Source organism: Niallia sp. FSL R7-0271 (genome assembly GCF_038005785.1).
Classification (GTDB): Bacteria; Bacillota; Bacilli; order Bacillales; family Cytobacillaceae; genus Niallia.
In genome coordinates, this window is the sequence record NZ_JBBOTZ010000002.1 from 917,532 (window position 1) to 941,294 (window position 23,763).

At 37.1% G+C, this 23,763-nt stretch carries 21 protein-coding genes; 15 read left to right on the forward strand and 6 right to left on the reverse strand.

The window, feature by feature from the left end:
• Positions 1-2 precede the first annotated feature (2 nt).
• On the forward strand, positions 3-794 hold the full coding sequence (locus tag MKX82_RS24635; RefSeq protein WP_341081633.1) for an ABC transporter permease: 792 nt from the start codon (positions 3-5) through the stop codon (positions 792-794).
• A 120-nt stretch (positions 795-914) separates the two neighbouring features.
• Here MKX82_RS24635 and MKX82_RS24640 read toward each other — a convergent pair whose 3' ends face one another.
• Positions 915-2,108, reverse strand: coding sequence for a hypothetical protein (locus MKX82_RS24640; RefSeq protein WP_233315297.1), 1,194 nt, complete (start codon positions 2,106-2,108; stop codon positions 915-917).
• A gap of 356 nt (positions 2,109-2,464) precedes the next feature.
• Here MKX82_RS24640 and MKX82_RS24645 point away from each other — a divergent pair, with 356 nt between their 5' ends.
• The gene (locus MKX82_RS24645) at positions 2,465-2,950 is read left to right on the forward strand and encodes an Lrp/AsnC family transcriptional regulator (RefSeq protein WP_396953803.1); all 486 of its coding nucleotides are present in this window, start codon (positions 2,465-2,467) and stop codon (positions 2,948-2,950) included.
• Positions 2,951-3,076: 126 nt separating this feature from the next.
• On the opposite strand, the gene MKX82_RS24650 is transcribed toward MKX82_RS24645, so the two are convergent.
• Positions 3,077-4,576, reverse strand: a complete 1,500-nt coding sequence (locus MKX82_RS24650) for a nitrate/nitrite transporter (protein ID WP_237942695.1) — start codon at positions 4,574-4,576, stop codon at positions 3,077-3,079.
• A gap of 480 nt (positions 4,577-5,056) precedes the next feature.
• On the opposite strand from MKX82_RS24650, the gene MKX82_RS24655 reads away from it, so the two are divergent.
• Genes MKX82_RS24655 through MKX82_RS24710 form a run of 12 tightly spaced genes read left to right on the forward strand, consistent with a single transcriptional unit; the run spans position 5,057 to position 17,567 of the window.
• Positions 5,057-8,719, forward strand: coding sequence for a nitrate reductase subunit alpha (locus MKX82_RS24655; RefSeq protein WP_341080841.1), 3,663 nt, complete (start codon positions 5,057-5,059; stop codon positions 8,717-8,719).
• Positions 8,709-10,271 carry a nitrate reductase subunit beta gene (narH, locus tag MKX82_RS24660; protein WP_237942699.1) on the forward strand — a complete coding sequence of 521 codons (1,563 nt, stop codon included), beginning with the start codon at positions 8,709-8,711 and terminating at the stop codon, positions 10,269-10,271. Before MKX82_RS24655 ends, narH begins: the two co-directional genes overlap by 11 nt.
• Positions 10,264-10,842 (forward strand): nitrate reductase molybdenum cofactor assembly chaperone, encoded by a 579-nt coding sequence (narJ, locus tag MKX82_RS24665; protein ID WP_251645876.1) that lies wholly within the window; start codon positions 10,264-10,266, stop codon positions 10,840-10,842. Before narH ends, narJ begins: the two co-directional genes overlap by 8 nt.
• The gene (narI, locus tag MKX82_RS24670) at positions 10,839-11,528 is read left to right on the forward strand and encodes a respiratory nitrate reductase subunit gamma (RefSeq protein WP_233315292.1); all 690 of its coding nucleotides are present in this window, start codon (positions 10,839-10,841) and stop codon (positions 11,526-11,528) included. The genes narJ and narI overlap by 4 nt, the downstream gene beginning before the upstream one ends.
• A 35-nt stretch (positions 11,529-11,563) precedes the next feature.
• Positions 11,564-12,016: a GAF domain-containing protein gene (locus MKX82_RS24675; protein WP_233315291.1), complete on the forward strand. Its 453-nt coding sequence runs from the start codon at positions 11,564-11,566 to the stop codon at positions 12,014-12,016.
• A gap of 4 nt (positions 12,017-12,020) precedes the next feature.
• Positions 12,021-13,079 (forward strand): sensor histidine kinase, encoded by a 1,059-nt coding sequence (locus tag MKX82_RS24680; protein WP_233315290.1) that lies wholly within the window; start codon positions 12,021-12,023, stop codon positions 13,077-13,079.
• Entirely contained in the window at positions 13,075-13,725 is a 651-nt protein-coding gene (locus MKX82_RS24685) for a response regulator (protein WP_233315647.1), read from the forward strand. The genes MKX82_RS24680 and MKX82_RS24685 overlap by 5 nt, the downstream gene beginning before the upstream one ends.
• Before the next feature lie 45 nt (positions 13,726-13,770).
• On the forward strand, positions 13,771-15,033 hold the full coding sequence (locus tag MKX82_RS24690) for a molybdopterin molybdotransferase MoeA (RefSeq protein ID WP_341080844.1): 1,263 nt from the start codon (positions 13,771-13,773) through the stop codon (positions 15,031-15,033).
• Complete coding sequence (gene mobB, locus MKX82_RS24695) at positions 15,030-15,512, forward strand: molybdopterin-guanine dinucleotide biosynthesis protein B (protein WP_251645862.1); 483 nt, start codon at positions 15,030-15,032, stop codon at positions 15,510-15,512. The genes MKX82_RS24690 and mobB overlap by 4 nt, the downstream gene beginning before the upstream one ends.
• A gap of 30 nt (positions 15,513-15,542) precedes the next feature.
• Positions 15,543-16,232, forward strand: a complete 690-nt coding sequence (locus MKX82_RS24700) for a Crp/Fnr family transcriptional regulator (protein ID WP_233315287.1) — start codon at positions 15,543-15,545, stop codon at positions 16,230-16,232.
• A 28-nt stretch (positions 16,233-16,260) separates the two neighbouring features.
• Entirely contained in the window at positions 16,261-16,977 is a 717-nt protein-coding gene (locus tag MKX82_RS24705; protein ID WP_237942711.1) for a YwiC-like family protein, read from the forward strand.
• A gap of 17 nt (positions 16,978-16,994) precedes the next feature.
• Positions 16,995-17,567 carry a molybdenum cofactor guanylyltransferase gene (locus tag MKX82_RS24710; RefSeq protein WP_341080847.1) on the forward strand — a complete coding sequence of 191 codons (573 nt, stop codon included), beginning with the start codon at positions 16,995-16,997 and terminating at the stop codon, positions 17,565-17,567.
• Between the two features lie 42 nt (positions 17,568-17,609).
• Here MKX82_RS24710 and ric read toward each other — a convergent pair whose 3' ends face one another.
• Positions 17,610-18,317 carry an iron-sulfur cluster repair di-iron protein gene (ric, locus tag MKX82_RS24715; RefSeq protein ID WP_233315646.1) on the reverse strand — a complete coding sequence of 236 codons (708 nt, stop codon included), beginning with the start codon at positions 18,315-18,317 and terminating at the stop codon, positions 17,610-17,612.
• A gap of 117 nt (positions 18,318-18,434) precedes the next feature.
• Here ric and moaA point away from each other — a divergent pair, with 117 nt between their 5' ends.
• Complete coding sequence (moaA, locus tag MKX82_RS24720) at positions 18,435-19,448, forward strand: GTP 3',8-cyclase MoaA (RefSeq protein ID WP_341080848.1); 1,014 nt, start codon at positions 18,435-18,437, stop codon at positions 19,446-19,448.
• 1,271 nt (positions 19,449-20,719) lie between these two features.
• On the opposite strand, the gene MKX82_RS24725 is transcribed toward moaA, so the two are convergent.
• From MKX82_RS24725 to MKX82_RS24735, 3 genes are all read right to left on the reverse strand, one after another.
• Positions 20,720-20,908, reverse strand: a complete 189-nt coding sequence (locus MKX82_RS24725) for a hypothetical protein (RefSeq protein ID WP_341080849.1) — start codon at positions 20,906-20,908, stop codon at positions 20,720-20,722.
• A 107-nt stretch (positions 20,909-21,015) separates the two neighbouring features.
• Positions 21,016-21,573 carry a hypothetical protein gene (locus tag MKX82_RS24730; protein WP_341080850.1) on the reverse strand — a complete coding sequence of 186 codons (558 nt, stop codon included), beginning with the start codon at positions 21,571-21,573 and terminating at the stop codon, positions 21,016-21,018.
• A 135-nt stretch (positions 21,574-21,708) separates the two neighbouring features.
• Complete coding sequence (locus MKX82_RS24735) at positions 21,709-23,748, reverse strand: LuxR C-terminal-related transcriptional regulator (protein ID WP_341080851.1); 2,040 nt, start codon at positions 23,746-23,748, stop codon at positions 21,709-21,711.
• Positions 23,749-23,763 lie beyond the last annotated feature (15 nt).

Here is a 23,763-nt window from a genome sequence, read left to right on the forward strand (position 1 = left end):
TGATGAATAATGTTGCGATATTATCAAAAAAAGAATTTGTTCAAATGATTCGTGATTTCAAAATAGTTTGGTTCCCGCTTGTGTTTATCCTTTTAGGAATGATGCAACCGGTCCTCAGCTACTACTTGCCTGCTCTATTAAAAGCCATGGGAGGAGATCAAGGAATAACGATTGACCCGAGCTTTTTTGAACAGCTAAAAGGGGGAGAGGTGCTAGCGACTACACTTGAGTCACAGTTTGATCAATTAGGGCTATTAATTATCGTCATTTCCTTAATGGGTGCCGTGCAATCTGACAAAGCAAATGGCATGTTAGCCTTTATTTTGACAAGACCAGTCAGTGTGTCTCAATACATTGGCGCAAAGGTCCTCTCTAATTATTGGTTTGTTGCAGCGTGTGTCGCAATAGGATACCTCGCCTCATATGCATATGTGAACCTTTTATTTTCCAATGTCAGCTTTGCTGATATGTTATTAGCACTGCTGTTTTATTTAGTATGGGTATTATTCATTATTTCCTTTACGACCATGTTTAGCACGTTATTTAACAATCAAGGTATTATTTCATTACTGTCTATTGTTCTTTTATTATTATGCAGATCTCTCGTTGGCATTAATTCTTTTGTAGATCTAATTAACCCAGCAATGATGAGTGCACATGCTGTTGAAATCCTTATGACAGGAATCATCCATTCTAAATTAACAGCAAACTTACTCATTACCTTGATTTTATGTTTTGCAGCAATACTGATATCGAAAGATTGGATTGCAAAGAAGAAATACGACAATTCTTAATTTTTACAGGAGTAAAAACTAAAATAAGAACAGTATCGATGAAAAAAACACTTATCAAAAATCCTCCTTTACTAAAAGAGATTATGATAAGTGTTTTTCATTCTATTATTCTAATATTCTTTACAATGTTTTAACTAAAATACTAGCAATGATAACAGATGCGACCGTTACTGTTGTAAATCCTCCGATCAGCATCGGCGGTGATAATTCATTTAACAGTCGTTTTTCCTCTTCTTCATTTCGTCCAACACTGCGGCTTACTTCCTGGCATAAAATATAATCAGCAGGGAAGCCAAACATCGCCGTCAATGCAAGCGACATCCCTTTATAAGGGTGCCATTTTACTAGTTTTGATACAATGAACCCACCTGCAAGAATGCCTATTTCACCGATAATGATTATGGTTAGAACCTGTGGAATAAAATGCAGGAACTCTGTAAGACTTACTTTACTCATGGAAGCAATAACAATAAATATTGTACCTAATACAGCGATACTAGATGCTTTTGCTTTATCCATGATGTTTTCATTGTAGAAGTTTACTTTCGTGCCTATAACACCGATGAATAAACACCAGATGGTTCCGCTTATCCCCGTAAGTTCTCCAAGTACTGTTCCAAGCGATGCTCCTACGAACAACTTAAACAATAAAATATTGGCCGTGTTAAATTCATATTTCTTTCTTACCTTAGGTTTGCTGACTGCTTCTGCACCATGATGCAAAGGAACCTCTGCGGCTGCAGCAATATAAGAACTTGAATCCGTTTGATCCCATTTAGCACGCAGAATTAATGCGTATTTACGAAGAAACATTGATGCCACTGGTAATCCAAATAACTTATGTATGGCGAGTACTAGCGCCGGTATTGCGACTAAATATTCATATCCAGCTGCATTTAATGCATCAGAGGTAACAATAAAAGCAACAATTCCACCTACTAACGGTCCTGTACCAGCTACAGCAGTCTCATAACCAAAGAGCATTGTAATTACAGGAAGTACAAATACTAACGCAACTAACGCTCCACCTAAGGCGATCAATACAGCCCGATACTGTTTACCCATTAAGGTAAGCGGGATTAGTGTTCCTAAGTGAACAACGAGAGGACCTGTCAGTAACGTACCCATTGTGCTAAAAGAAGATGTATCTACGATGTCTTCAGGGAATATCCCTGTCCAAATTAAAATAAGAAAGCCCATTATGGCAATAAGCAGCATTGGCACGCGTGCTCGTGTTAAGATGGAAACAATTTCGCCAATCGCTATTAATGCAAGCACTAACATGGCTGCATATACTGGTTCGTTAATAGTCATATAAATCCTCCTAAAGTTCATGTCATGGTGAGTAATAATACAAAATTAAAAATTTTCAGAAATAAAAAGTTAAAAAAATCCATCTCCTTTCCGTAAAAGCCGATCTTAAAATATTAAATTCTGACTTTTCATATGATAGTGAATAGTTTGTATACAAATTAATATTTTTATTTATATCATATATCGTTACGAAATGTAATAGTTCTTTTGCAAAATATTTATTATTTAATGAAATATGTTTTGTTTTATTACTATATGAAAACTCTGTTCTTTTTTATTTACTATTAAATTTCTATATGGTTAAATACACTCAATAACGTTTTTCGAAAATAATAGAAACAAAAGGAAAGAGAGGTATGATAAATTTGTCTTCCAATTATAGCGTTCCAAATTTAGTGCTCGATGAAATAGATAAAACCATCTTATCTATGCTGCATGAGAACAGCCGCATTTCTTACACAGATATCGCAAAAGAAGTTGATTTATCAAGGGTTGCTGTGCAAATGCGTATTAACAACCTAACAGAGAAAGGCGTAATCGAAAAATTTACAACGGTGATTAATCCAACTAAAATCGGTATTCATGTATCTGCGTTTTTTAATGTAGAGGTAGAGCCCCAGCATTTAGAAGAAGTAGCAGCAAAGCTTGCTGAAGAACATTCTGTTACTAGCTTGTATCATATGACAGGACCTAGTAAATTACATATGCATGGTATCTTTGGTGATAATCAAGAAATGGAAAAGTTTTTGACCGAAAAACTTTATCCGCTAAAAGGAGTAGTTAGTGTCGATTGCCAAATTCTGATTAAAAGATACAAAAGCAGAATGGGAATGAAACTGTAAAAAGGGGAATGATATCCCCTTTAAATTCACTAAATAAAAAGAGGATTTCGTTATATTTATATAATTTAATCGACATACACAAAAAAAAGGATATCCTCCTAATCAGGACACCCTTTTACTAGTTTGCTAGCTTTTAACTGCTAAATCATTTAACATACCAACATATTTTTTAACTTCGCCAGATTTGCTTTTAATGGCGCTTATCGTCATCCATTGCTGGTACAGTTCACCGTTTTTACGCTTATTGCAAATTTCCCCTTCCCAGTAGCCTTTTTGTTTAATCATATTCCACATATGCTGATAAAAAACGTCATCATGTTTTCCTGACTGCAGGATATTTGGATTTTTGCCGATTACCTCGTCTTTTGAGTAACCAGTTAATGTGGAGAATGATAGATTAATATCCTCGATAATTCCATGAGGATTAGTAATTAAAATAGCTTCCTTCGTTTCATTAATGATTTGTTTTTCAATGAAAAGATTATCCTTATAAAATAGCCATACTACAATAACAAAGCTGACTAAGGCAAATTCTGAAATAGCCATAAATCCAATTGAATAGTGACCAGTTGCATTAAGAACAAACGACAGAACAAGCGGCGGGAAGAAGCCGCCTAAACCACCCATTGCCGACACAATTCCGTTTACGATGCCAGCTTGTTTCGAAAAATAAAGCGGCACTAGCTTGAATATCGTTCCATTTCCTATCCCAGCAGATAACGCGATTGTCAATACACCAACAGAATAGAGACCAATGGACGGGGAGAATGAAAGGAGCACGCCTGAAAATGCCAGCCCAAGAAATACAATCATTAATATTTTGTATGGATTAAATCTATCTGCTAACCACCCGCCAGTTGGACGCATCAAAGTTGCTAAAACAATGAAGCCTGCTGTCCGTAACCCTGCGTCAACACTGTCTAATCCAAAATGGGTTGTCAAAAAGTTTGGTAAATAAACAGTAAAGGCAACAAAAGCACCGAAAGTAATGAAATAAAATAAACTAATAAACCATAGCGTAGAGTTTTTATATACGCCTTTCACTTGTTCTATTAATGAAACCGTTACTTTTCGTTCTTTGCGGTCACCGAAGAAGATATTTAATGCGGCAAATACAAGCAAAAGTATTAAATATAACTGAACCGTTTGCGTCCAGCCAATTGATTTTGCCACCACTGGTGCCGCAAATGTACTGATTGCCGTACCTGCATTTCCTAAGCCGTAAATACCATTTACAAATCCATGATTTTCTTTTGGATAGTATTTAGGAATCGAGGTAACCCCAACTGAAAATACAGCTCCGCCTATACCAATAAATAATCCTCCTATAATTAAATCAGCCATTGAATCCGCTTTACTTATTAAGAAGACAGGAAGCATCAGCAGAATAAAACTAATGATATGAATGATCCTTGCACCAAACCGGTTGGTGAAATATCCGATTGGTATCCGCAATAATGATCCTAAAATAACAGGGACAGCTGTCACTAATGCCGTCTGGCCGTCTGTCAGCGGAATATCCTCTTTTATGAGTGGAATGAGTGAGGATATAAGAACCCATACCATAAATCCTGCAATTAAACTTGATGTTTGGAGAAATAATTGTACGCTTCTAAGTGTACCCATTGTAAACATCCTTTCTAAAATTGTTCTTAATCATGCAAGTGTGAATTGATGAACAAAAATTCTTAATAGGAGGCCTTAAATCAGCGCTGGTACTCGCTACAATCCATAGGGTACATGATTGCCAATGAGCCTGCAATAGCGAAAATGGCATATAAAGTTTGTGAAATAATAAATAACTTACTGGGCTTTTTTTCTGAATAAACATTGTAGCATCAAGCTTTATAGCTTGATGTTTTTTGTTTTCTATCCAGGGATATTGTGAAAAAACAACATTTTATCAGCATAGTGAGCGGAAAAATCAGGGGATTCCCTTAATCAATTTCCGGCTGCCAAAAAGCGTAAATTTGAACATTCTGCGACAATTGACTGTTTTCACCTCTTGAAAAGCCAATATAGGGAATTTCCCTAATAGTTAGTTCGAAAGAAAGGTCGATACAATGGAATAGTAGATCGAGTCGGTTTTAAACAGGAGGGCTCATAATGGCTAAACGGACAAAGAAATTAAACTTTTTTAAGAAAACAGAAAAATTTAATGGTAACTGGTCTGTTTTACAAGAAACAGACCGCGAATGGGAAAATATTTACCGGGGGAGATGGGCGCATGACAAAGAAGTGCGGACAACTCACGGTGTTAACTGCACAGGTTCATGCAGCTGGAAGGTCTTCGTTAAGAGCGGCATTATTACATGGGAAAATCAAGCAACAGATTATCCAAGCTGCGGACCTGATATGCCGGAGTTTGAACCAAGGGGCTGTCCGCGGGGAGCAAGCTTTTCTTGGTATGAGTACAGCCCGCTGCGCATTAAATTTCCATATATGCGAGGACGGCTTTGGAAAATGTGGCAAGAAGCATTACAACATTATCAAGACCCAGTCAAAGCATGGGGAAGTATAGTCGAGGATAAAGAAAAAGCAGACTCTTATAAGAAGCTTAGAGGAAAGGGCGGCATGATTCGCGTTACATTTGAAGAAGCGTATCAAATGATCTCCGCTATGCTTATTTATACGATAAAAAAATATGGACCTGACCGAATTGCCGGGTTTTCCCCTATTCCTGCGATGTCCATGATCAGCTATGCTGCAGGCAGCCGTTTTTTAAGCTTGATCGGAGGAGAGCTACTAAGCTTCTATGATTGGTATGCAGACTTACCGCCTGCTTCTCCGCAAATATGGGGGGAACAAACAGATGTACCAGAATCTAGTGATTGGTATAACGCCGGTTATATCATGATGTGGGGCTCGAATGTTCCATTAACACGAACACCAGATGCGCATTTTATGGCAGAGGTGCGCTATAAAGGTGCTAAAGTTGTTTCTGTGGCGCCTGATTATGCAGAAAGTGTGAAATTCGCAGACAACTGGCTAGCACCTCACCCAGGAACAGATGCAGCCTTGGCACAAGCGATGACACATGTAATTCTGAAGGAATTTTATATAAACCGGAAAGAAGAAGCATTCATTAACTATGCAAAAAAATATACAGATTTACCATTTTTGTTAAAGCTGGAGCCAACTAGTGACGGCAAGTTTAAAGCAGGCCGATTTCTTCGAGCAGAAGAGCTGAAAAACGATGACAACATGGTTAATGGCGCATGGAAACCAGTTCTTTTAGATGAAGATTCCAATCGCATTGTAGTGCCAAATGGAACGATTGGCCAGCGTTGGAATGATAACGAAAAATGGAATTTAAAGCTGGAAACAGAAAGAGGAGAAGCGATTTCGCCCTTATTATCTACTTTTTCACAAGAGAATGCAGAAAAAGTAAAGATACAATTTCCGTTATTTGAATCAAGTGGAAATAAAGTTTTTGACCGGCCAATTTCCGCTATTCCGATTTTATTAGCAGACGGTTCCACCGAGTTTGCTGCAACTGTTTATGATGTCATGCTTGCCCAATATGGTGTTTCAGAAGATCCGGCGGTCCTAATTGAAGATGATATTTACACGCCAGCCTGGCAGGAGCCGATTACTGGAGTTAAAGCAAGCATCGTCGAGCAAATAGCAAAAGAATTTGCCCAAAACTCGATTGACACACAAGGTCGCTCGATGATCATCATGGGGGCAGGAATCAATCATTGGTACAACAGTGATACGATTTACCGAGCCATTTTGAACTTAGTTATTTTAACAGCATCTGAGGGAGTTAACGGAGGTGGCTGGGCTCATTATGTTGGTCAGGAGAAATGCCGTCCGTATGAAGGCTGGGGAACGATAGCCTTTGCTAAGGACTGGCAGGCACCGCCTCGTCAGCAAAATGGAACATCCTTCTTCTATTTTACATCTGATCAGTGGCGATATGAGGAAGAAGAGCTAGGCAACAAACTATATGCTTCTCCGCTTGTGAAGGATATAACATATAAACATCCAGCTGATTATAATGTGCTTGCTGCCAGATTAGGCTGGTTGCCTTCTTACCCGCAGTTTAATAAAAACTCATTAAACTTTGCGAAAAACAATAAAAATCCGGAAGACATAATTCCTAATTTGGTAAAGGAATTAAAGTCAGGAGAAACATCCTTTGCTATTGAAGACCCTGATAATCCAGTGAACTTTCCACGTGGTTTATTTGTTTGGCGCTCCAATTTAATGTCCAGCTCCAGTAAGGGGCAGGAATATTTTATGAAGCATCTGCTTGGCACGACTGAAAATGTGTTAGCTTCTCCAAGTCATAGCTTTAAACCAGAGGAAGTGAAATGGCATGAGGAGGAACAAACAGGCAAAGTTGATTTATTAGTTACATTGGATTTCCGTATGACTGCAACTCCGATGTACTCCGATATTATTCTGCCAGCAGCAACCTGGTATGAAAAGGAAGACTTAAGCAGTACAGATATGCATCCATTCGTTCATCCCTTTAATAAAGCAGTTGATCCTGTCTGGGAGTCTAAATCAGACTGGAACATATTTAAGGGACTTGCGAAATCTTTTACAGAAATGGCTCAGTCCCAGTTTGATGCTCCTGAGATTGATGTAGTGTCCGTTCCGCTCAACCATGATGCACCTTCGGAAATAGCCCAGCCATATGGATTAGTGAAGGATTGGAAAAAAGGCGAAATCGATGCAATCCCTGGCAAGACCATGCCAAACTTTACACTGGTAGAACGTGATTATCGGCAAATTTATGACAAGTTTATCACATTAGGACCAAAAGTTGGTACGTACCCAACAGGGGCCCATGGTGTTAATTACAAAACAACTGAACAATATGAGGAATTAAAACAATCGTTAGGCACTTATGATGATGATACAATCAAAAACGGTTTGCCAATCATTGCCGATGAAAAAAAAGTCGCCAACAGTATATTAGCACTATCAAGTGCAACTAACGGAGAGTTAGCTGTTAGAGCGTGGGAAACGATGGAAGAGAAAACAGGCATGCCGTTAAAGGATATTGCAATAAAACGGCAAGGTGAAAAAATGACGTTCGAAAGTGTGACCGTCCAGCCAAGAGAGGTTATTCCAACACCAATTTTCACCGGTTCTAATAATGATGGCAAACGATACTCACCTTTTACAACAAATATCGAAAGGCTTGTGCCTTTTCGAACATTGACAGGACGTCAGCATTTTTATCTCGATCATGAATTGTTCTTTGAATATGGCGAGAACTTACCAGTCTATAAACCGACATTGCCGCAAATTATTTTTGATGAACAGGATAATATGCCGGCAGCTGAAGCTAACTTAATTCTTCGATACATGACACCACATGGTAAATGGAATATCCACAGTATGTATCAGGATAATCAGCATATGCTTACTCTCTTCCGCGGTGGTCCTACTGTCTGGATAAGTGATATAGATGCAAAGAACGCTGAAATTAAAGATAATGATTGGCTTGAAGTATTTAATCGCAATGGTGTAACAGTTGCCAGAGCGGTCGTTAGTCACCGCATGCCGCGGGGGTCTATGTTTATGTATCATGCTCAGGACCGCCACATTAATATGCCTGGTTCAAAGCTTACAGGAAATCGCCCGGGAAGTCACAATGGACCAACAAGAATACATGTAAAACCAACACAAATGGTAGGCGGATATGCACAGCTTAGCTACGGGTTTAACTATTATGGTCCGATTGGCAATCAACGTGACTTGTATGTTGTTGTTCGGAAGCTGAAGGAGGTCGACTGGCTTGAAGATTAAAGCACAAATCGCAATGGTATTAAATTTAGATAAATGCATCGGCTGTCATACATGCAGTGTTACATGTAAAAATACATGGACAAATCGGCCAGGTGCGGAATATATGTGGTTCAACAATGTTGAAACAAAACCAGGGATAGGCTACCCAAAGCGCTGGGAAGACCAGGAGCATTATAAGGGTGGCTGGGAGTTGAATAAAAAAGGAAAGCTGCAGCTTAAGTCCGGCTCGAAAATCAATAAAGTAGCAACAGGGAAAATATTTTACAATCCAGATATGCCGAAGCTTGATGATTATTATGAACCGTGGACTTATTCATATGATAACCTTTTCTCGCCGAAGGAACGTGCACAGCAGCCTGTTGCACGTCCCCAATCATTAATAAGCGGCAAGGAAATGGAAATTGAGTGGGGACCGAACTGGGAAGATGATTTAGCAGGGGCTCCTGAAACAGCACCGCTTGACCCGAACATCCAAAAAATCGAAGAAGAAATCAAATTGAACTTTGACCATGCTTTTATGACGTATCTGCCAAGATTATGTGAGCATTGCTTAAACCCAGCTTGCGTTGCTTCCTGTCCAAGCGGAGCTATGTATAAACGGGACGAAGATGGGATTGTGCTAGTCAATCAAGAAGAATGCCGCAGCTGGCGCTTCTGTATGTCAGGCTGTCCCTATAAAAAAGTGTATTTTAACTGGAAAACAAGCAAAGCAGAAAAATGTACGTTTTGTTTTCCAAGAATTGAAAATGGACTTCCGACCGTATGCTCTGAAACATGCACAGGACGTATTCGCTATCTAGGCGTTCTTTTATATGATGCAGATCGTGTGGAAGAAGCGGCATCTGTCAGCAATGAAACAGATTTATATAAAGCACAGCTGGAGCTGTTTTTAGACCCAAATGATCCAGAGATAATCAGTCAGGCCAGAAAAGATGGGGTAGCAGAGTCCTTTATTGAAGCAGCACAACATTCACCAATCTATAAAATGGCGATTGAATATAAAATTGCCTTCCCATTGCATCCAGAGTATCGGACATTGCCAATGGTTTGGTATGTGCCGCCCCTTTCCCCGATAATGAGCTATTTCGAAGGCAAGGATTCCATTCAAAATCCGGATATGATTTTCCCGGCTATTGAAGAAATGCGCATTCCTGTCAGTTATATTGCCAGCATGCTGACTGCAGGTGACACGGATGTAATAACACTTGCTTTGCAGAAGATGGCTATGATGCGTCAATATATGCGGGCTGTTTCTGCTAATAAAGAATTTGATACCTCCCGATTAGAACGTGTCGGGTTAACGGAAAAAACGACGAAGGAAATGTATCGTTTACTTGCCATAGCAAAATATGAAGATCGTTTTGTTATTCCAACTTCACATAAAGAAGCATACTTAGATCCCTATACAGAACAAGGCACCTCAGGTTTTAGTGCATGCAATGGCTGCTCGTTGTCTGGGGGCGGTATGGGAGCAAACAACAACCCACCAGTCGACACAACAAATCAAAGCTTATATGAAAAGAATTTTTATGGAGGGATATGGCGTGATTAATCAACGTGAATTTGAAAAATACAGACCCATACTCCAAGAATTTAGTTTGATGCTGCTTTATCCCCAAGAAAGACGGCTAAAGCAGCAGGATTTTCCTTTAATAGAGTTATATAGTGAAAGCAATAAACAAATATCGGAAAATATGAATCGTTTTTTTGACTATATAAGCGAATTAACTCTGCTCCAGCAGCAGGAGTATTATGTGCAAACATTCGACTTCAGTAAAAAAACACCACTTCACATGACTTATGTAAAATATGAAGATGCCAAAGAAAGAGGGCAAATACTTGTCCAATTAAAATTGATGTACGCCATGTGCGGGTTAGAATTGGACTCAAAAGAGCTATCCGATTACTTACCTTTAATGCTAGAGTTTTTAGCAAATGGAGAATGGATACACAATAATCGTCTTCAGAAATGGCAGCTAATATTCGCGATAGTGGAGGATGGTACGTATTTTCTCCAGGAAGAGTTGAAACAAAAAGACAATCCGTATCAGTATGTGATTCAAGCTGTTCGACTTTCTTTAAAAGCATGTATGGAGTCAGAGATGGAGGCGAATATACAATGAGTGGTGTAAACCAGCTCTTCTGGACAGTTATTCCCTATATATTCTTGATGATCTTTGTGTTAGGGATGATCTTTCGCTATCGCTATGATCAATTTTCATGGACAGCTAAGTCCAGTGAATTACTAGAAAAGAAAAAATTAATGATTGGGAGCAGTCTATTTCATATCGGAATTATCTTCGTGTTTTTTGGCCATGTGGGAGGCTTGCTTGTTCCGATTGAAGTAACAGAAGCTTTTGGTATCAGTAACCATCTGTATCATACGATTGCCGTATGGGTCGGCGGCATTTTCGGCTTCATGGCATATGTGGGAATCATTCTGTTAACATGGCGAAGATTATCAGATGTACGTGTCCGCTCCATTAGTACTTTCTCAGATATATCTATTAATATCATTTTAATCATCGTTATGTCTTTAGGTATTTTCAGCACATTTTTTGGCACGAGCAGTCAGCCGGATTTTAACTATCGTGAATCAATCTCGATTTGGTTTAGACAGTTATTTATTCTTCAGCCGGATGGCAGCCTGATGAGCGGAGTTCCGCTGCTGTTTAAATTACATATCATTTCTGCTTTTGCCCTGCTTGCTCTGTTTCCTTTCAGCAGATTAGTACATGCATTTAGCTTGCCAATAGGATATATTAAAAGACGATATATAATCTATCAAAAAAATGTGGTGCGTAAGTAATTTAAATATGATGCTAGAAAAGGGAATGAAATCAATTGACGCTTAGTGTAGAACAGAAAATAATCGACTTATTAATTGAAATAAGACTTCAGCTGGAAGTAGATTTTGTCGGTTTGGCCATGGCAGCTGAGAATGAAGATGGCGATGTAGTGATCAAGTGGAAATATGTTTCAAACAATCGCAATAACCGCTATCAAAAAATTGTCCTGCAAGTAGGGAAAGGAATTGCTGGCATCGTTTGGAAAACTGCTCGCCCTTATGTGATAGAAGATGCAAAAAAAGATATACAGGAAACGAAAGACTTCCCATTAACTATTACAGAGCAGCTAGTCAGTATGGCAGCAATTCCTCTATTACACGGACAGGAAGTTCAAGCTGTTTTATTAGGCGGCTTTAGAAAAAAGAAAAAATTGAATCAAACCTTTATCAATGAATTGATTTCTATTTGCACAGAAATAAACCCATTATTAGATGAGTTAAGGGGATGAATAAATGGGAACTGCCATTTCTAAACAGAAATTGATTGAAGCAATGTTTAATAAAATGAATGATGCAGTCTTTTTTTTGCATGAAAATGAAGTTCTGTTTATGAATCCAAAAGCCATAGAGCTTATTAATAAATTTGAAGTGAATGTAGCCAATATGTCATCGATATGCCATCTTTGCAACGGCATGACAAATGAAACAGGTTATCAAACCTGCTCAAATTGTTTTATTGAAGGAGAAAAAAATCTAGAGTCTTTTCAGTTATTTTTATCAAAAAAGAACGATCAGCATGCAGATGATACACCGTTTAGCGGCAGCTACTTTCCTCTTGAGGAAGTCGATGACGTAAATGTGCTTATCTTACGAAATTTAACAAACCAACAAGAAACAGAAAAGCTTCAATTCCAAAAATCTTTAACAGAATATGTTATCCATGCATCAGAAGAAGAAAGAAAGCGGCTTTCACGAGAGTTGCATGATGGCTTGGCACAGGAAATCTACAGTGCCCTCATACAATTACAATCTATGAGATATACAAATGATTACGAAAAAGTGAAAGAAACAGCTAGCAGTATCGAAACAATTATCGTAAAATCTCTAAACTCGATAAAATCGATGGCCATCGATTTACGTCCGGCAGCTTTAGATGATATGGGACTTTATGCAGCGTTAAAGTCCTATTGTAAACGATTTGAAGAAACATTCGGCATGGAGGTTGAGCTTTACAGCAATATTCAAACAGAACGTTATACAGGCAAGATTGAAACAATGGTATACAGGGTATGTACGGAAGCGCTTATTAATGCCGCTAAATATGCTGACACAGATGAGGTTGTCGTCTACTTACTGGCTGGCAAAAAACAGCTGCGTGTTGAAGTAATGGATGAAGGCTTAGGCTTCGATTTGCATAATATCCATGTAAAGGGAACAGGTCTTGGTCTGCGAAATATGGAGGAAAGAATCTCTCTGCTTGGAGGAAAATTTTCCATTGAAACATCCATTGGAATCGGGACCAAGGTTTTAGCTGTCATCCCACTAGAACAGGAGGAGCATGAAGATGATTAATGTATTAATTGCTGATGATCATGCCATCGTCAGAAGCGGTCTTTCCTTCTTAATTGACGCACAAGAGGATATGAAAGTAGTTGGGACTGCAGCTGATGGCTTTGAAGTTACTTATTTAGTAGAAAGACTTCAGCCAGATGTTGTTCTAATGGATTTAAGTATGCCTCCTGGAGAAAACGGACTTTCGGCAACAAAGAAAATCAAAAAGGCTTTTCCTCCTATTCAAGTCTTAATACTAACGATGCATGATGATGAAGAATATTTATATCACGCTTTTAAATCAGGTGCAACAGGCTATATTTTAAAAAATGCTAAAGATGATGAGCTGCTTCATGCTATTCGTGCAGTAATGAAAGGGGAAAGATATATTCACTCTAAAGTCTCGACTAAAATGGTTCGTGAACATATTGAGAGTCCAGAGCAAGATCCTGAAATCGTGGATTCCTATTATTTATTATCAAACCGTGAGCAGGAAGTGCTTCCGTTAGTTGCACTAGGATATGGAAATAAAGAAATTGCAGACAAATTATTTATTTCCGTGAAAACAGTGGAAGCACATAAAGCAAATATGATGAGTAAGTTAGGCCTTACGACAAGGCCTGAGCTTGTCCAATATGCAATAAAAAAGAATTTAATAGATTTATAAGGTTTGCCTAGTAGTTACATTACTAACACTAAGGAGAGAAGTTAAATGAACTTATCTCGAAAACCAGTCCAAATAAACGAAGTGATCGAGAGAATTTGGGAGCATCATAATCCAGGCATGACAGAAATCGTTGCTATAGAAGACAATACAGACCGTTTTTTAGGAGAGGATATTATCGCAAAAACGGATGTACCGGCATTCGATAAATCACCATATGATGGGTTTGCGCTGCGTGCAGAGGATACTGCTTGGGCATCATCAGAGAATAGGATAGAATTCGAGGTCATTGATAAAATCGGGGCAGGCTCAGTATCACATAAAAGAATTGGTGGCCACCAAGCAGTTCGAATCATGACAGGAGCACCAATTCCTTCCGGCTGCGATACGGTCATCATGTTGGAGCTAGTGAAGGAGATAGAAAGAGACGGAAAGAATTTTATCCAAATTACTCGAAAGCTAAAAAAGGGAGACAATATATCCTTTCGTGGAGAAGATATTAAGTCTGGAACACTGCTAGTAAGGAAAGGAACAAAAATAAATCCTGGAATTCAATCCTTATTAGCAACATTTGGTTACAAGAAATTAGCCGTTATGCGTAAACCGAAAATCGGGGTTCTTGCTACAGGTGATGAACTATTGAATGTAGAGGAACCATTAGTTCCCGGGAAGATACGTAACAGCAACAGCTATATGATTGTAGAACAAATTAAACGAAGCGGTGCAAAAGCAATCCATTATGGAAAGATACCAGACACCTTTACAGCGACATATGACGCCTTACACAAGGCAATTGCTGAAGTAGATATGATGATTACAATAGGTGGAGTTTCAGTTGGAGACTATGACTATATGCCAAAAGTATATGAAGCGCTTGGAGCAGACATTCTTTGCAATAAAATAGCGATGAGGCCAGGAAGTGTTACAACAATTGCAAGCTTAGATGGAAAGCTATTGTATGGGTTATCTGGGAATCCTTCAGCTTGTTATGTCGGTTTTGAACTGTTTGCACGCCCCATCATTCGGCATAGCTTGGGCAGCAATAAACCTTTTTTGAAAAAAGTAAAAGCGATTTTAGACGTTGATTTTCCTAAGGCTAATCCGTTTACACGCTTTGTGCGCAGCAAGCTTTTTACTGGCGGAACACAGTTATTCGTAGCGCCAATTGGTATGGATAAGTCCAATATTATCTTTTCACTTGCCTATGCAAACTGCCTGATGGTCCTTCCTGGAGGAACGAGAGGTTATAAAAAAGGCATGGAAGTTGAAGTGCTCTTATTAGAAGATCACGAAGGAAGTGACCTATTTTGATACTTCAATACGTAGGCTTTCAAAACAGCGGCAAAACAACGGCAATGGAGTGGACGATTCAGCAATTAACAGAGAAAGGCTATAATGTCATCGCAGTCAAGCATCATGGACACGGCGGCATCCCTGACAATATTGTGAAAGATTCCACAAAGTATAGCGATGCAGGTGCTGTTGCAAGTATAGTAGAGGGTGAGGGAGTTCTCCATTTAGAGATAACTAATCAAAAGTGGGATATCGAAAAAATCCATATGCTGCTGTCTTGTTTAAATTATGATCTTTTATTAATAGAAGGATATAAACAGGAGCAATTTCCTAAAGTCGTTTTCACACGGTCAGAACGTGATCTCGATCAGTTGCAGTTTCTCTCAAATATTCATTCCATCATCCCATTCTGTGATCAATTAGCAGATAAGAAGGCATACATAAACAAATTGGTTGCTTGGATTGAACAGGAATTACCGAAGAGGAAGCTAGTTTAACGAGTTATTCACTGTAGAGGAGTAATATAGATGTCAGACGTAATATTTAACTATTTAAGAAGTGTAACGCTTTTTAAAGAGCTTTCAGATGACGAGCTTCTTCCTATTGCAGACATTTCCTATATGAAGCTATATAAAACGAAATCATTTATTTATATGCAAGGTGACCCGCTTGATAGAGTATTTTTTCTATACGCAGGTAAACTTAAAATCCATCGCACAGATGTAACGGGAAAGGAACAAATCGTAGCAGTGCCACAAGTCGGCGAAATGTTTCCTCATGTTGGATTATTTCGGAAAGGGAGCTTTCCAGCACATGCAGAAGTACTTAAAAATGCTCAAGTAGTTGTCACACCAATCACTGAATTTGAACAAATCCTAATAAAACATCCTGAATTATGTATGAAAATGTTTACGTTTCTCGCTGAAAAAATCATTGACTTGCAAGACCGATTGGTCGAACAAATCCTGCACAGTTCCTACGATCAAATAGTGATGTTGTTAATACGTTTATGTAAGTCAAATGGAGTACCTTTTACTAAAGATTTATATCTCATTACTACACACTTTACTAATCGAGAGCTTGCTAACATGATTGGATCATCAAGAGAAACAATAAACCGCACACTTAATCAATTACGAAAAAAGCAGTTAGTCAGTACTACTACGGAAGGTAATTTATTAATACATTTAGAAAAATTAACAGCTGAACTTAACTAATCAAGCAAGTGAAATGGGAGGATTTCATATGGTTTTGCCAAGAGAACACGGAACTTGGATGATGTTTTTTCTTCCATATCTGCTCGGAATGATATTGTCTGGACCTAATTGGCTTCATCTTGTTCTTTTAATCGGTTGGTTTTTTATTTTTTTGACATCTACACCACTATTGAATATCATCCGTAAGCCAAAATTAAAGAAAGATATGCTTCCATGGGTACTAAAGTATAGTACAGCTGCTATCCTATTTACCGTTCCAATTATATGGATGCAGCCAATTCTCTTATGGGGCATATTCTTATTATTACCACTGCTCTTTGTTAGTAGATATTTCATTAAAAAAAAGCAAGAGAGGAGCTTATGGAATAATTTAAGCGGCATTCTTATTTTTTCTCTCGGGGGAACAGCTGCTTATATAGTTGGGCAAGGAAGCTTAACGAAAGAGGCAATCCTATTGTTATGTATTACCACGCTCTATTTTATGAGCAGTGCCTTTTACGTGAAATCATTAATCAGGGAGCGAAAAAATCCCGCTTTTAAAAGAAAGTCTCATATTTTCCACCTATTATTACTACTATTTCCTTTGTTAATAGCCTTACCGTGGATGACGATAGCGTACTTGCCAAGTGTGTGCAAAGATTTTTTTACTACAAGAAAGAGGCCAATAAAACCGCTAAGAATTGGCATTATAGAGATCATTAATGGAATTGTGTTTTTTTTAGTAAGCTTATTTTTTCTTAAGTAACGAAATGGAGAGGGCATATGCATCAATATATAGGTACTATATTAGCCGGCGGACAGTCTAGCAGATTTGGTGAACACAAAGCCTTTGCGAGGAGAAAGAATAAATTTTTCTATCAATATTCTATAGAAGCACTCCAAGCTATTACCTCCAAAATCTATTTAGTTTCACATCCTGCCATTACAGATAGATTTATTGCTAAGGAAGTAACCATCATTCAAGACACGCCCAGTTTTCAAGGGTATGGACCCCTTGCTGGAATATATAGCGTCATGGAAAGAGAGCAAGCTGAATGGTATTTCGTTTTGCCAATTGACAGCCCGTTTATTACGCATCAGAGTATGGAAGTATTATTAGCTCATCTAGAAGACGAATACGAAGCAATCGTTCCAATTGTAAACGAAAAACCTCAGCCTCTAATTTCTATATACAACTTTAAAATCAAAAAAAAGCTCTTTTCTGCATTAAAAATCCAAGATTTATCGATGAATAGCTTGTTGACACAGCTTCATGTGAAATTTGTTGAGGAGTTTAACGAAGATAGTTTTATTAATATTAACGAACAAAGGGACTATATCAAGTTTATTACATGAAAAAAAGAACATGAACAAAATCTGTCATGCTCTTTCTAACAATTAAGCTAGTTTAATTGCTCGTTTAAACAATACGTTATTTTCTAAATGGATATGTTGAAACATATCTGCTTCAAGGGCACAAAGACGATGATAAACAAGACGATAGGTGCCGCATGCATTGCTTGGAGGTGTGAAGTCATTTGTAATGTCACGCAGTTCCTTCAAAATGTCTCCAGCGTTTTGATGCTCGCTCTCAAGCTCTGCAACAATAGCAGTTAATTTTTGATAATTTTCGTCAGTTGGCTGTTGTTCATATTCCAAGATTAGCTTAAAGTCTTCATTTTCTTCTTTGTGAATATGGTTCTCTAATTCTGCTTTCAGTTCAAAAAACAGCTTGTGTATTCTTACTAAATGAGGATTATTTTCACCGTGAACACGCCTAACTTTTGTTACATATGGACTTAACAGTGGTAATTCTTCTCGTAAAAAACGGTGATGCTTACTGACAATATGGTCTATTAATTCACTAGAAGAAGCTTTTTTCCAGTCTATCGCTGCTTCATTTAATAAATTTGTTTGTTCGTAAAGTGTAGATAAGTTTGTTAACACTTCATCTATTGATAAATTTCTTTCAGTAACTGCTTCAATCAGCGGGCGATTACCGCCACAGCAAAAATCAATACGGTATGTTTTAAAGAGATCACTGGCCTTTGGAAACTCGGTAACAATCTCACTAATAATAGAATGCTCGTTAAATGGTTGATTCATCATATAGCCTCCAGTACTTTGATTAGTTGTTGCTCTAATTAAGAATAACAAGTATCCCGCTTTAAACTTGTGATATACATCACATTTAATGAAAAATAATAGAAAAGAGATGACAGTATGAAGAGTAACCTGTTAGATAAATTACAGCGTCCATTAAGAGATTTACGTATATCGGTTACAGACCGCTGCAATTTCCGCTGTGTATATTGCATGCCAGAAGAATTATTTAAGTCTGGGTATACATTTATGCCGTCAGAACAGATGCTGTCATTTGATGAGATTGTAAGAACAGCTAAGCTATTTGTCAGGCTAGGTGTAAAAAAGATTCGCCTAACCGGAGGAGAGCCACTGCTTAGAAAGGACTTACCAGCCTTAATTAAGGATCTTCATAATATCGAGGAACTAGAAGATATTGGATTAACTACAAACGGTTCTTTGCTAAAGAAATTTGCAAAGGATTTATATATAGCAGGATTAAGGAGAATCACAGTAAGTCTAGATTCATTGGATGCAGAGCGGTTTTCGATGATAAATGGGCACAGATGTAAATTAACAACCGTAATGGACGGCATACATGCTGCCTTAAACGTAGGAATGATTGTTAAAATCAATATGGTTGTTAAAAAGGGACAAAATGAGGAAGACATCATTCCAATGGCCAAATTTTGCAAACAACATAAGCTTATTCTAAGATTTATTGAATATATGGATGTAGGTAATTCAAATGGATGGCAATTGGAAGAGGTTGTTACTAAACAGCAGATACTAAACAAACTAAATGAGCAGATGCCAGTTAAACAAATCAAAGAAAATTATACTGGTGAAGTAGCAACACGTTATCAATATTTGAACAGTAGCCAAGAAATAGGAATTATTTCTTCCGTAACAGACACATTTTGCGCAACATGTTCACGAATAAGGTTATCAGCAGATGGAAAATTATATACCTGTTTATTTGCATCAACAGGCCATGACTTACGCAGCTTAATACGCAGTGAACAAAATGACGACATTATTATCAATAAAATATCGCAAATTTGGAACGGTCGACATGATCGTTACTCAGAAGAGCGAAGTAATCTATCTATAAAACAAAAAAAGAAAATCGAAATGTCTTCAATTGGCGGGTAATGCAGACGATCACTTAAAGTGATTGTCTTTTTTCTTGGATGAAGAGATACAATAGAACTATTCGTATAAGACCTGTTTTACGAAATGTATTTTTTAAGAAACTGTGCAAATAAGGCAAGTATAGGTGAATGGTATGCTATTGTGTGTTATAGGAGTGAAAATGCGATATATCGGATAAATTTTGTGTTTTAGTTTGAATTGCAATTATATTTACAGGTTAAATAGTTACATAATAGTTAACGTGATTTGAATTTGTTAACAAACAATTAATTAATAAGCGGAGAATTAATTTTAATTAAATAATCCTCAAATTACATCGAATAAATACAAACTAAAGTTAAATGAATGAAAAATCTGTCGCAACTATGTGTGCAGTTGAATTCTGTGCGCAATTAAATGTTGGTGCAGAATTTACTGCATCAAATAACCTTAATAAAATTTACTGTTTTTATTAATTATAATGCTAAGGGGGCACAGGAAAAGAAATATACAACTATTCGTATAATACTAATTTTACGAATAGTATTATTAGGAATTGTTTATGAATTCAAATGTACCATGATGTTAAGGTTAATTAGTGTATTTAATTGGCGGTTGCGTTGCTTACACATACTGCATAGCAGCCGTTAAATTGCAGTGATTAAACTATGATAACAATTTAATATTTGTCGATATCTGTAAAATATTCAAGTTAAACTATATATAAATAAGTTTAGTTAAATAGTTAAATTTAACGACTGTAAAAGAAAAATTCAAGCTAAAAGTCTGTAAAAACGTCAAAATGCTAAGATTTTTGGAGATATCATCAAACTCTGTATAGATAAAGTGTAGTTCGAATTGCTACCAGTAGATCTTGCAGGTACATAATAATAGAATCTAATGGCAAGAAAACTGTATTTATTAATAAACAAGGTACTATTTCAGCTCTTGGCAAACAACTCCCCTTCCCTTTTCTTCATTTACTTTACGCTTAGCAGACATAACTAATAGATTTATATATTGCAAGGATGCAGATTCCGTTATTGATAGGTATAAGCACCATTAAATTTTTTATACTTTTGGTTATTTATATTATTTACCATAAATTAATTATGTAAACTAGTATTCGTAAAAATTGTATTATACGAACAATTGTTCTTATTTGTTTAATTAAGATAGAAAAGTCCATTGAGTTACATTTTTTTAGTCTTCATACCTTTATTTATCTGCAATAAAATAAGCATGGTTTCCTATACTGTATCCAGGCCCATGCTTTAAATCATTCTATTTCTTTAGTCATTAAGTACATTCTTTTCCTGTTGTAATTTTTCGACGTCCCTAATAACTAATCCTGTCTTCTCTGCTATTACTACTGGTGCAAGCACATCTAATAAAGACTTAGCTAATTCAATAATTTCTTCTTTTTTTACCTTTGTAACAGCATCTTTAACAGCCGCCCAACTTTCGTCATTTTTAACCACTCCCTTACTTTGATGGCGTAATTATTATCAATGAATTTATCTGTTAAGGTAAGAATTCCTGCAATTACCTGTAGTTGTATATGTTCATCCTTTATACATTTCGCTAGCTATACTGTTTCATGTGTTAATTCGTTACGACCCTTTGCGCTGTTTATTAATGGCACAAAACTTAATTTATACAGCTCCTCAAGGTTTAATTCAACATTATCACGTATTTTTCCCTTTATATTCTCCATGATAGCATCACCGTTATACTCTGATAACAATACAGGATTGGAGGAAATTCGAAAGGATCCAGCGTCTAAACTATCTAAAACCTTTGTTACATCACTTGTGTACACAACTACTAAGTGAATCTTTTTTATGTTATTTTTCCTTTGAAAGTATCGTTGTAAAATACGATGTCCATACCTCATGTACTTCAAATGATTTTCCTTGAATCTGTTATTGCTCTCGTATTCTAACATTAAAATTGAGCCGTCTTCCAGCTGGAAAACAGTATCTGATCTTTTTTCATCTGCAGTAAATCGGAATTCATTTGGCAATAGCGTCTTTATTTTCGGTATCTGATGAAGACCAAAAAAATCAAGCGTTACATCTGTGTATAGCTCGCTTGTAAATTTAAAGAAAACGTCGTTGTTATTAAATGAGATTCCTTTCGACATTTTGTTACTCTCCCTAGTTACCCTTTTATACAGGAGTACATTAGAAGTTTTCTATCAAATGCCAAAACGTTCAATAATTCATCACAACTAAAGAGATATTGCCTGGCAGTGTGTAGCTATATACCTCAAATTCACTTATTGTTCATACTTTATCCGATAAATTTTCGCCATTGCTTGTACTCTATCTGCCACATCGAGTTTTCGAAAGATATTTGTTAGGTGGTTTTTGACAGTATGGGCGCTAATGAACAGTAAATCGGCAACTTCTTGATTATTTAAACCTTCAAGAATTAAATGAAGAACTTCCTTTTCTCTGCTTGTTAATGAAAGATTATCTATTACGCTTTTCACATCTTTCAAATCCTCAATTTCCGTGATTCCGATTGTAGCATGATCCGCTTCTAATTCCTTGCTGCTACTTGCCTTCTGGGCGATGATATATTCACGGAATTGAACGGCTAATGGACTATTTATGTCTTTAAAGGGAATTGTGATTCCTTTAAGATAAGAAAAAGCTAATACTAATAGCTGCGCCTCTTCAGTCAGAATGCTTCTTTGCTCTTCTCCGTTTAGTATATGATGATATTCTCTAAGTATCTTCAGCCGTTCTGCACTTATTTTATCGTGAAGAAAGTCTAGACGGAATGGGATTACCTTACATGTCTCTAACAGTTCCTCAACAGCAGAATCCTGCCAGCTTTGTTTGCTCATAAACCCTTTCAGTAGTTCCGTCGCTTTACAAGTAAGATGAAATTCCTCTGGTTTTAGTTCCTTTAAGCTTTCGAAAAGTATTTCAGTAGGCTCTTGTTTTACCTCTAAGTCAATAATTCTTTTTGAACCAAAGCTTACAGCTAAAACCTCGGTTAATAACTTAAGCTCTGCCTCTAGCCTCTTATCTCCTAAATGCCCCTCTTCCTCGAAGTGAATGGTAAACAGACCTAAAACTTGCTCATTTAAAGTGATTGCCTTATGAATTAAGCCTTTTTTAGAAGCGTTTACTTCAACTCGGTGACCGTTAGAAAAGAGTTGTTCAGCAACTTTATGATGCTCTTGTTCAGCAGCTTGTGAAGCCTTGCCTCTTTTGTACAATTTTCCACTTCTCGCTGTAAAGATAGTTAAACAATTTTTGCTCCATTTATGACAAACGTCCATAACGCTGTACAAAACACTGATTGGATCATTTGTATGCAATAGTATGTCAGCTAAATTCAAAAAGGCTGCATGAACATCTCTTTGTTTGTCAACAAGCTTCAATTGCTGGATTAAAAATTCTGTTTGAGCGGCTGCTTGTGCAAGTGCTTGTAAATGCTCTGTTAGTTCTTTGCTTACAGGCTTATTAGTCAAGGAGCCTCCAAACATAATTCCTACTGTTTCTTTAGCCTGTTGGATAGGGAAACCAAAAACATGCTGAGGGTATATGTCAAACTGATGAAAGAATCCTGCTTTTGGTGATTCTTTTATAGACTCAAAATGAAAGATCTTTTTGGTAGCAGCAGCATGTCCTAATAAACCTTCTCCGATAAAGAAGCTTTTTCCCTCCAACTTTTTTGCATCCCCGTTTACATGTTGGATGGTATAAATAGCATTTTCTTCTCTTTTGGCAATACCGATAAAGTCAACAAAGCCCTCTTTTACTGCGTAATCTAAAATATTACTTATAGAGAAATCCTCCATATAAGCGAGCTGCTTTTTATAAAGTGTCAACAGCTGATTTTTCCACGTCATCTCTTGTCGTAAGCTTTTTACAAACATTAAGCTATAATGTAGATCGTTTATCTTTACTAAGGCGCTTTCTTTCTCCTTTACGGTAAGAATAGGAATGTCTTTGTTTAACGCGGTAGACACTATATTGCTTCCGCATACATCTTCCACAAAAGGACCGGTAATAATTAAATACGAGTCTTCTCTATATTGGAAAAAGGGTGACAGGATGTATTTATAACATCCAATTTTCTCATCTGTTGGTGTTATTACTACTGGTTTTTTTATTTGGTAAGCTATATTTAGTACGTCGAGAAGCTCTGTAGAATATTCTTTAAAGAGCAGCATGATGTCTGTATTTCGAATTACATACCCTCCCTTGCTGTTAACAAGGTGGATTGGCAATCGAATGGTGCTTTCATATGTTTCTATCAGTGCTGTTACTATGTCATTGTTTAAAGTATTTACATTCAATTTTAATCATCCTAT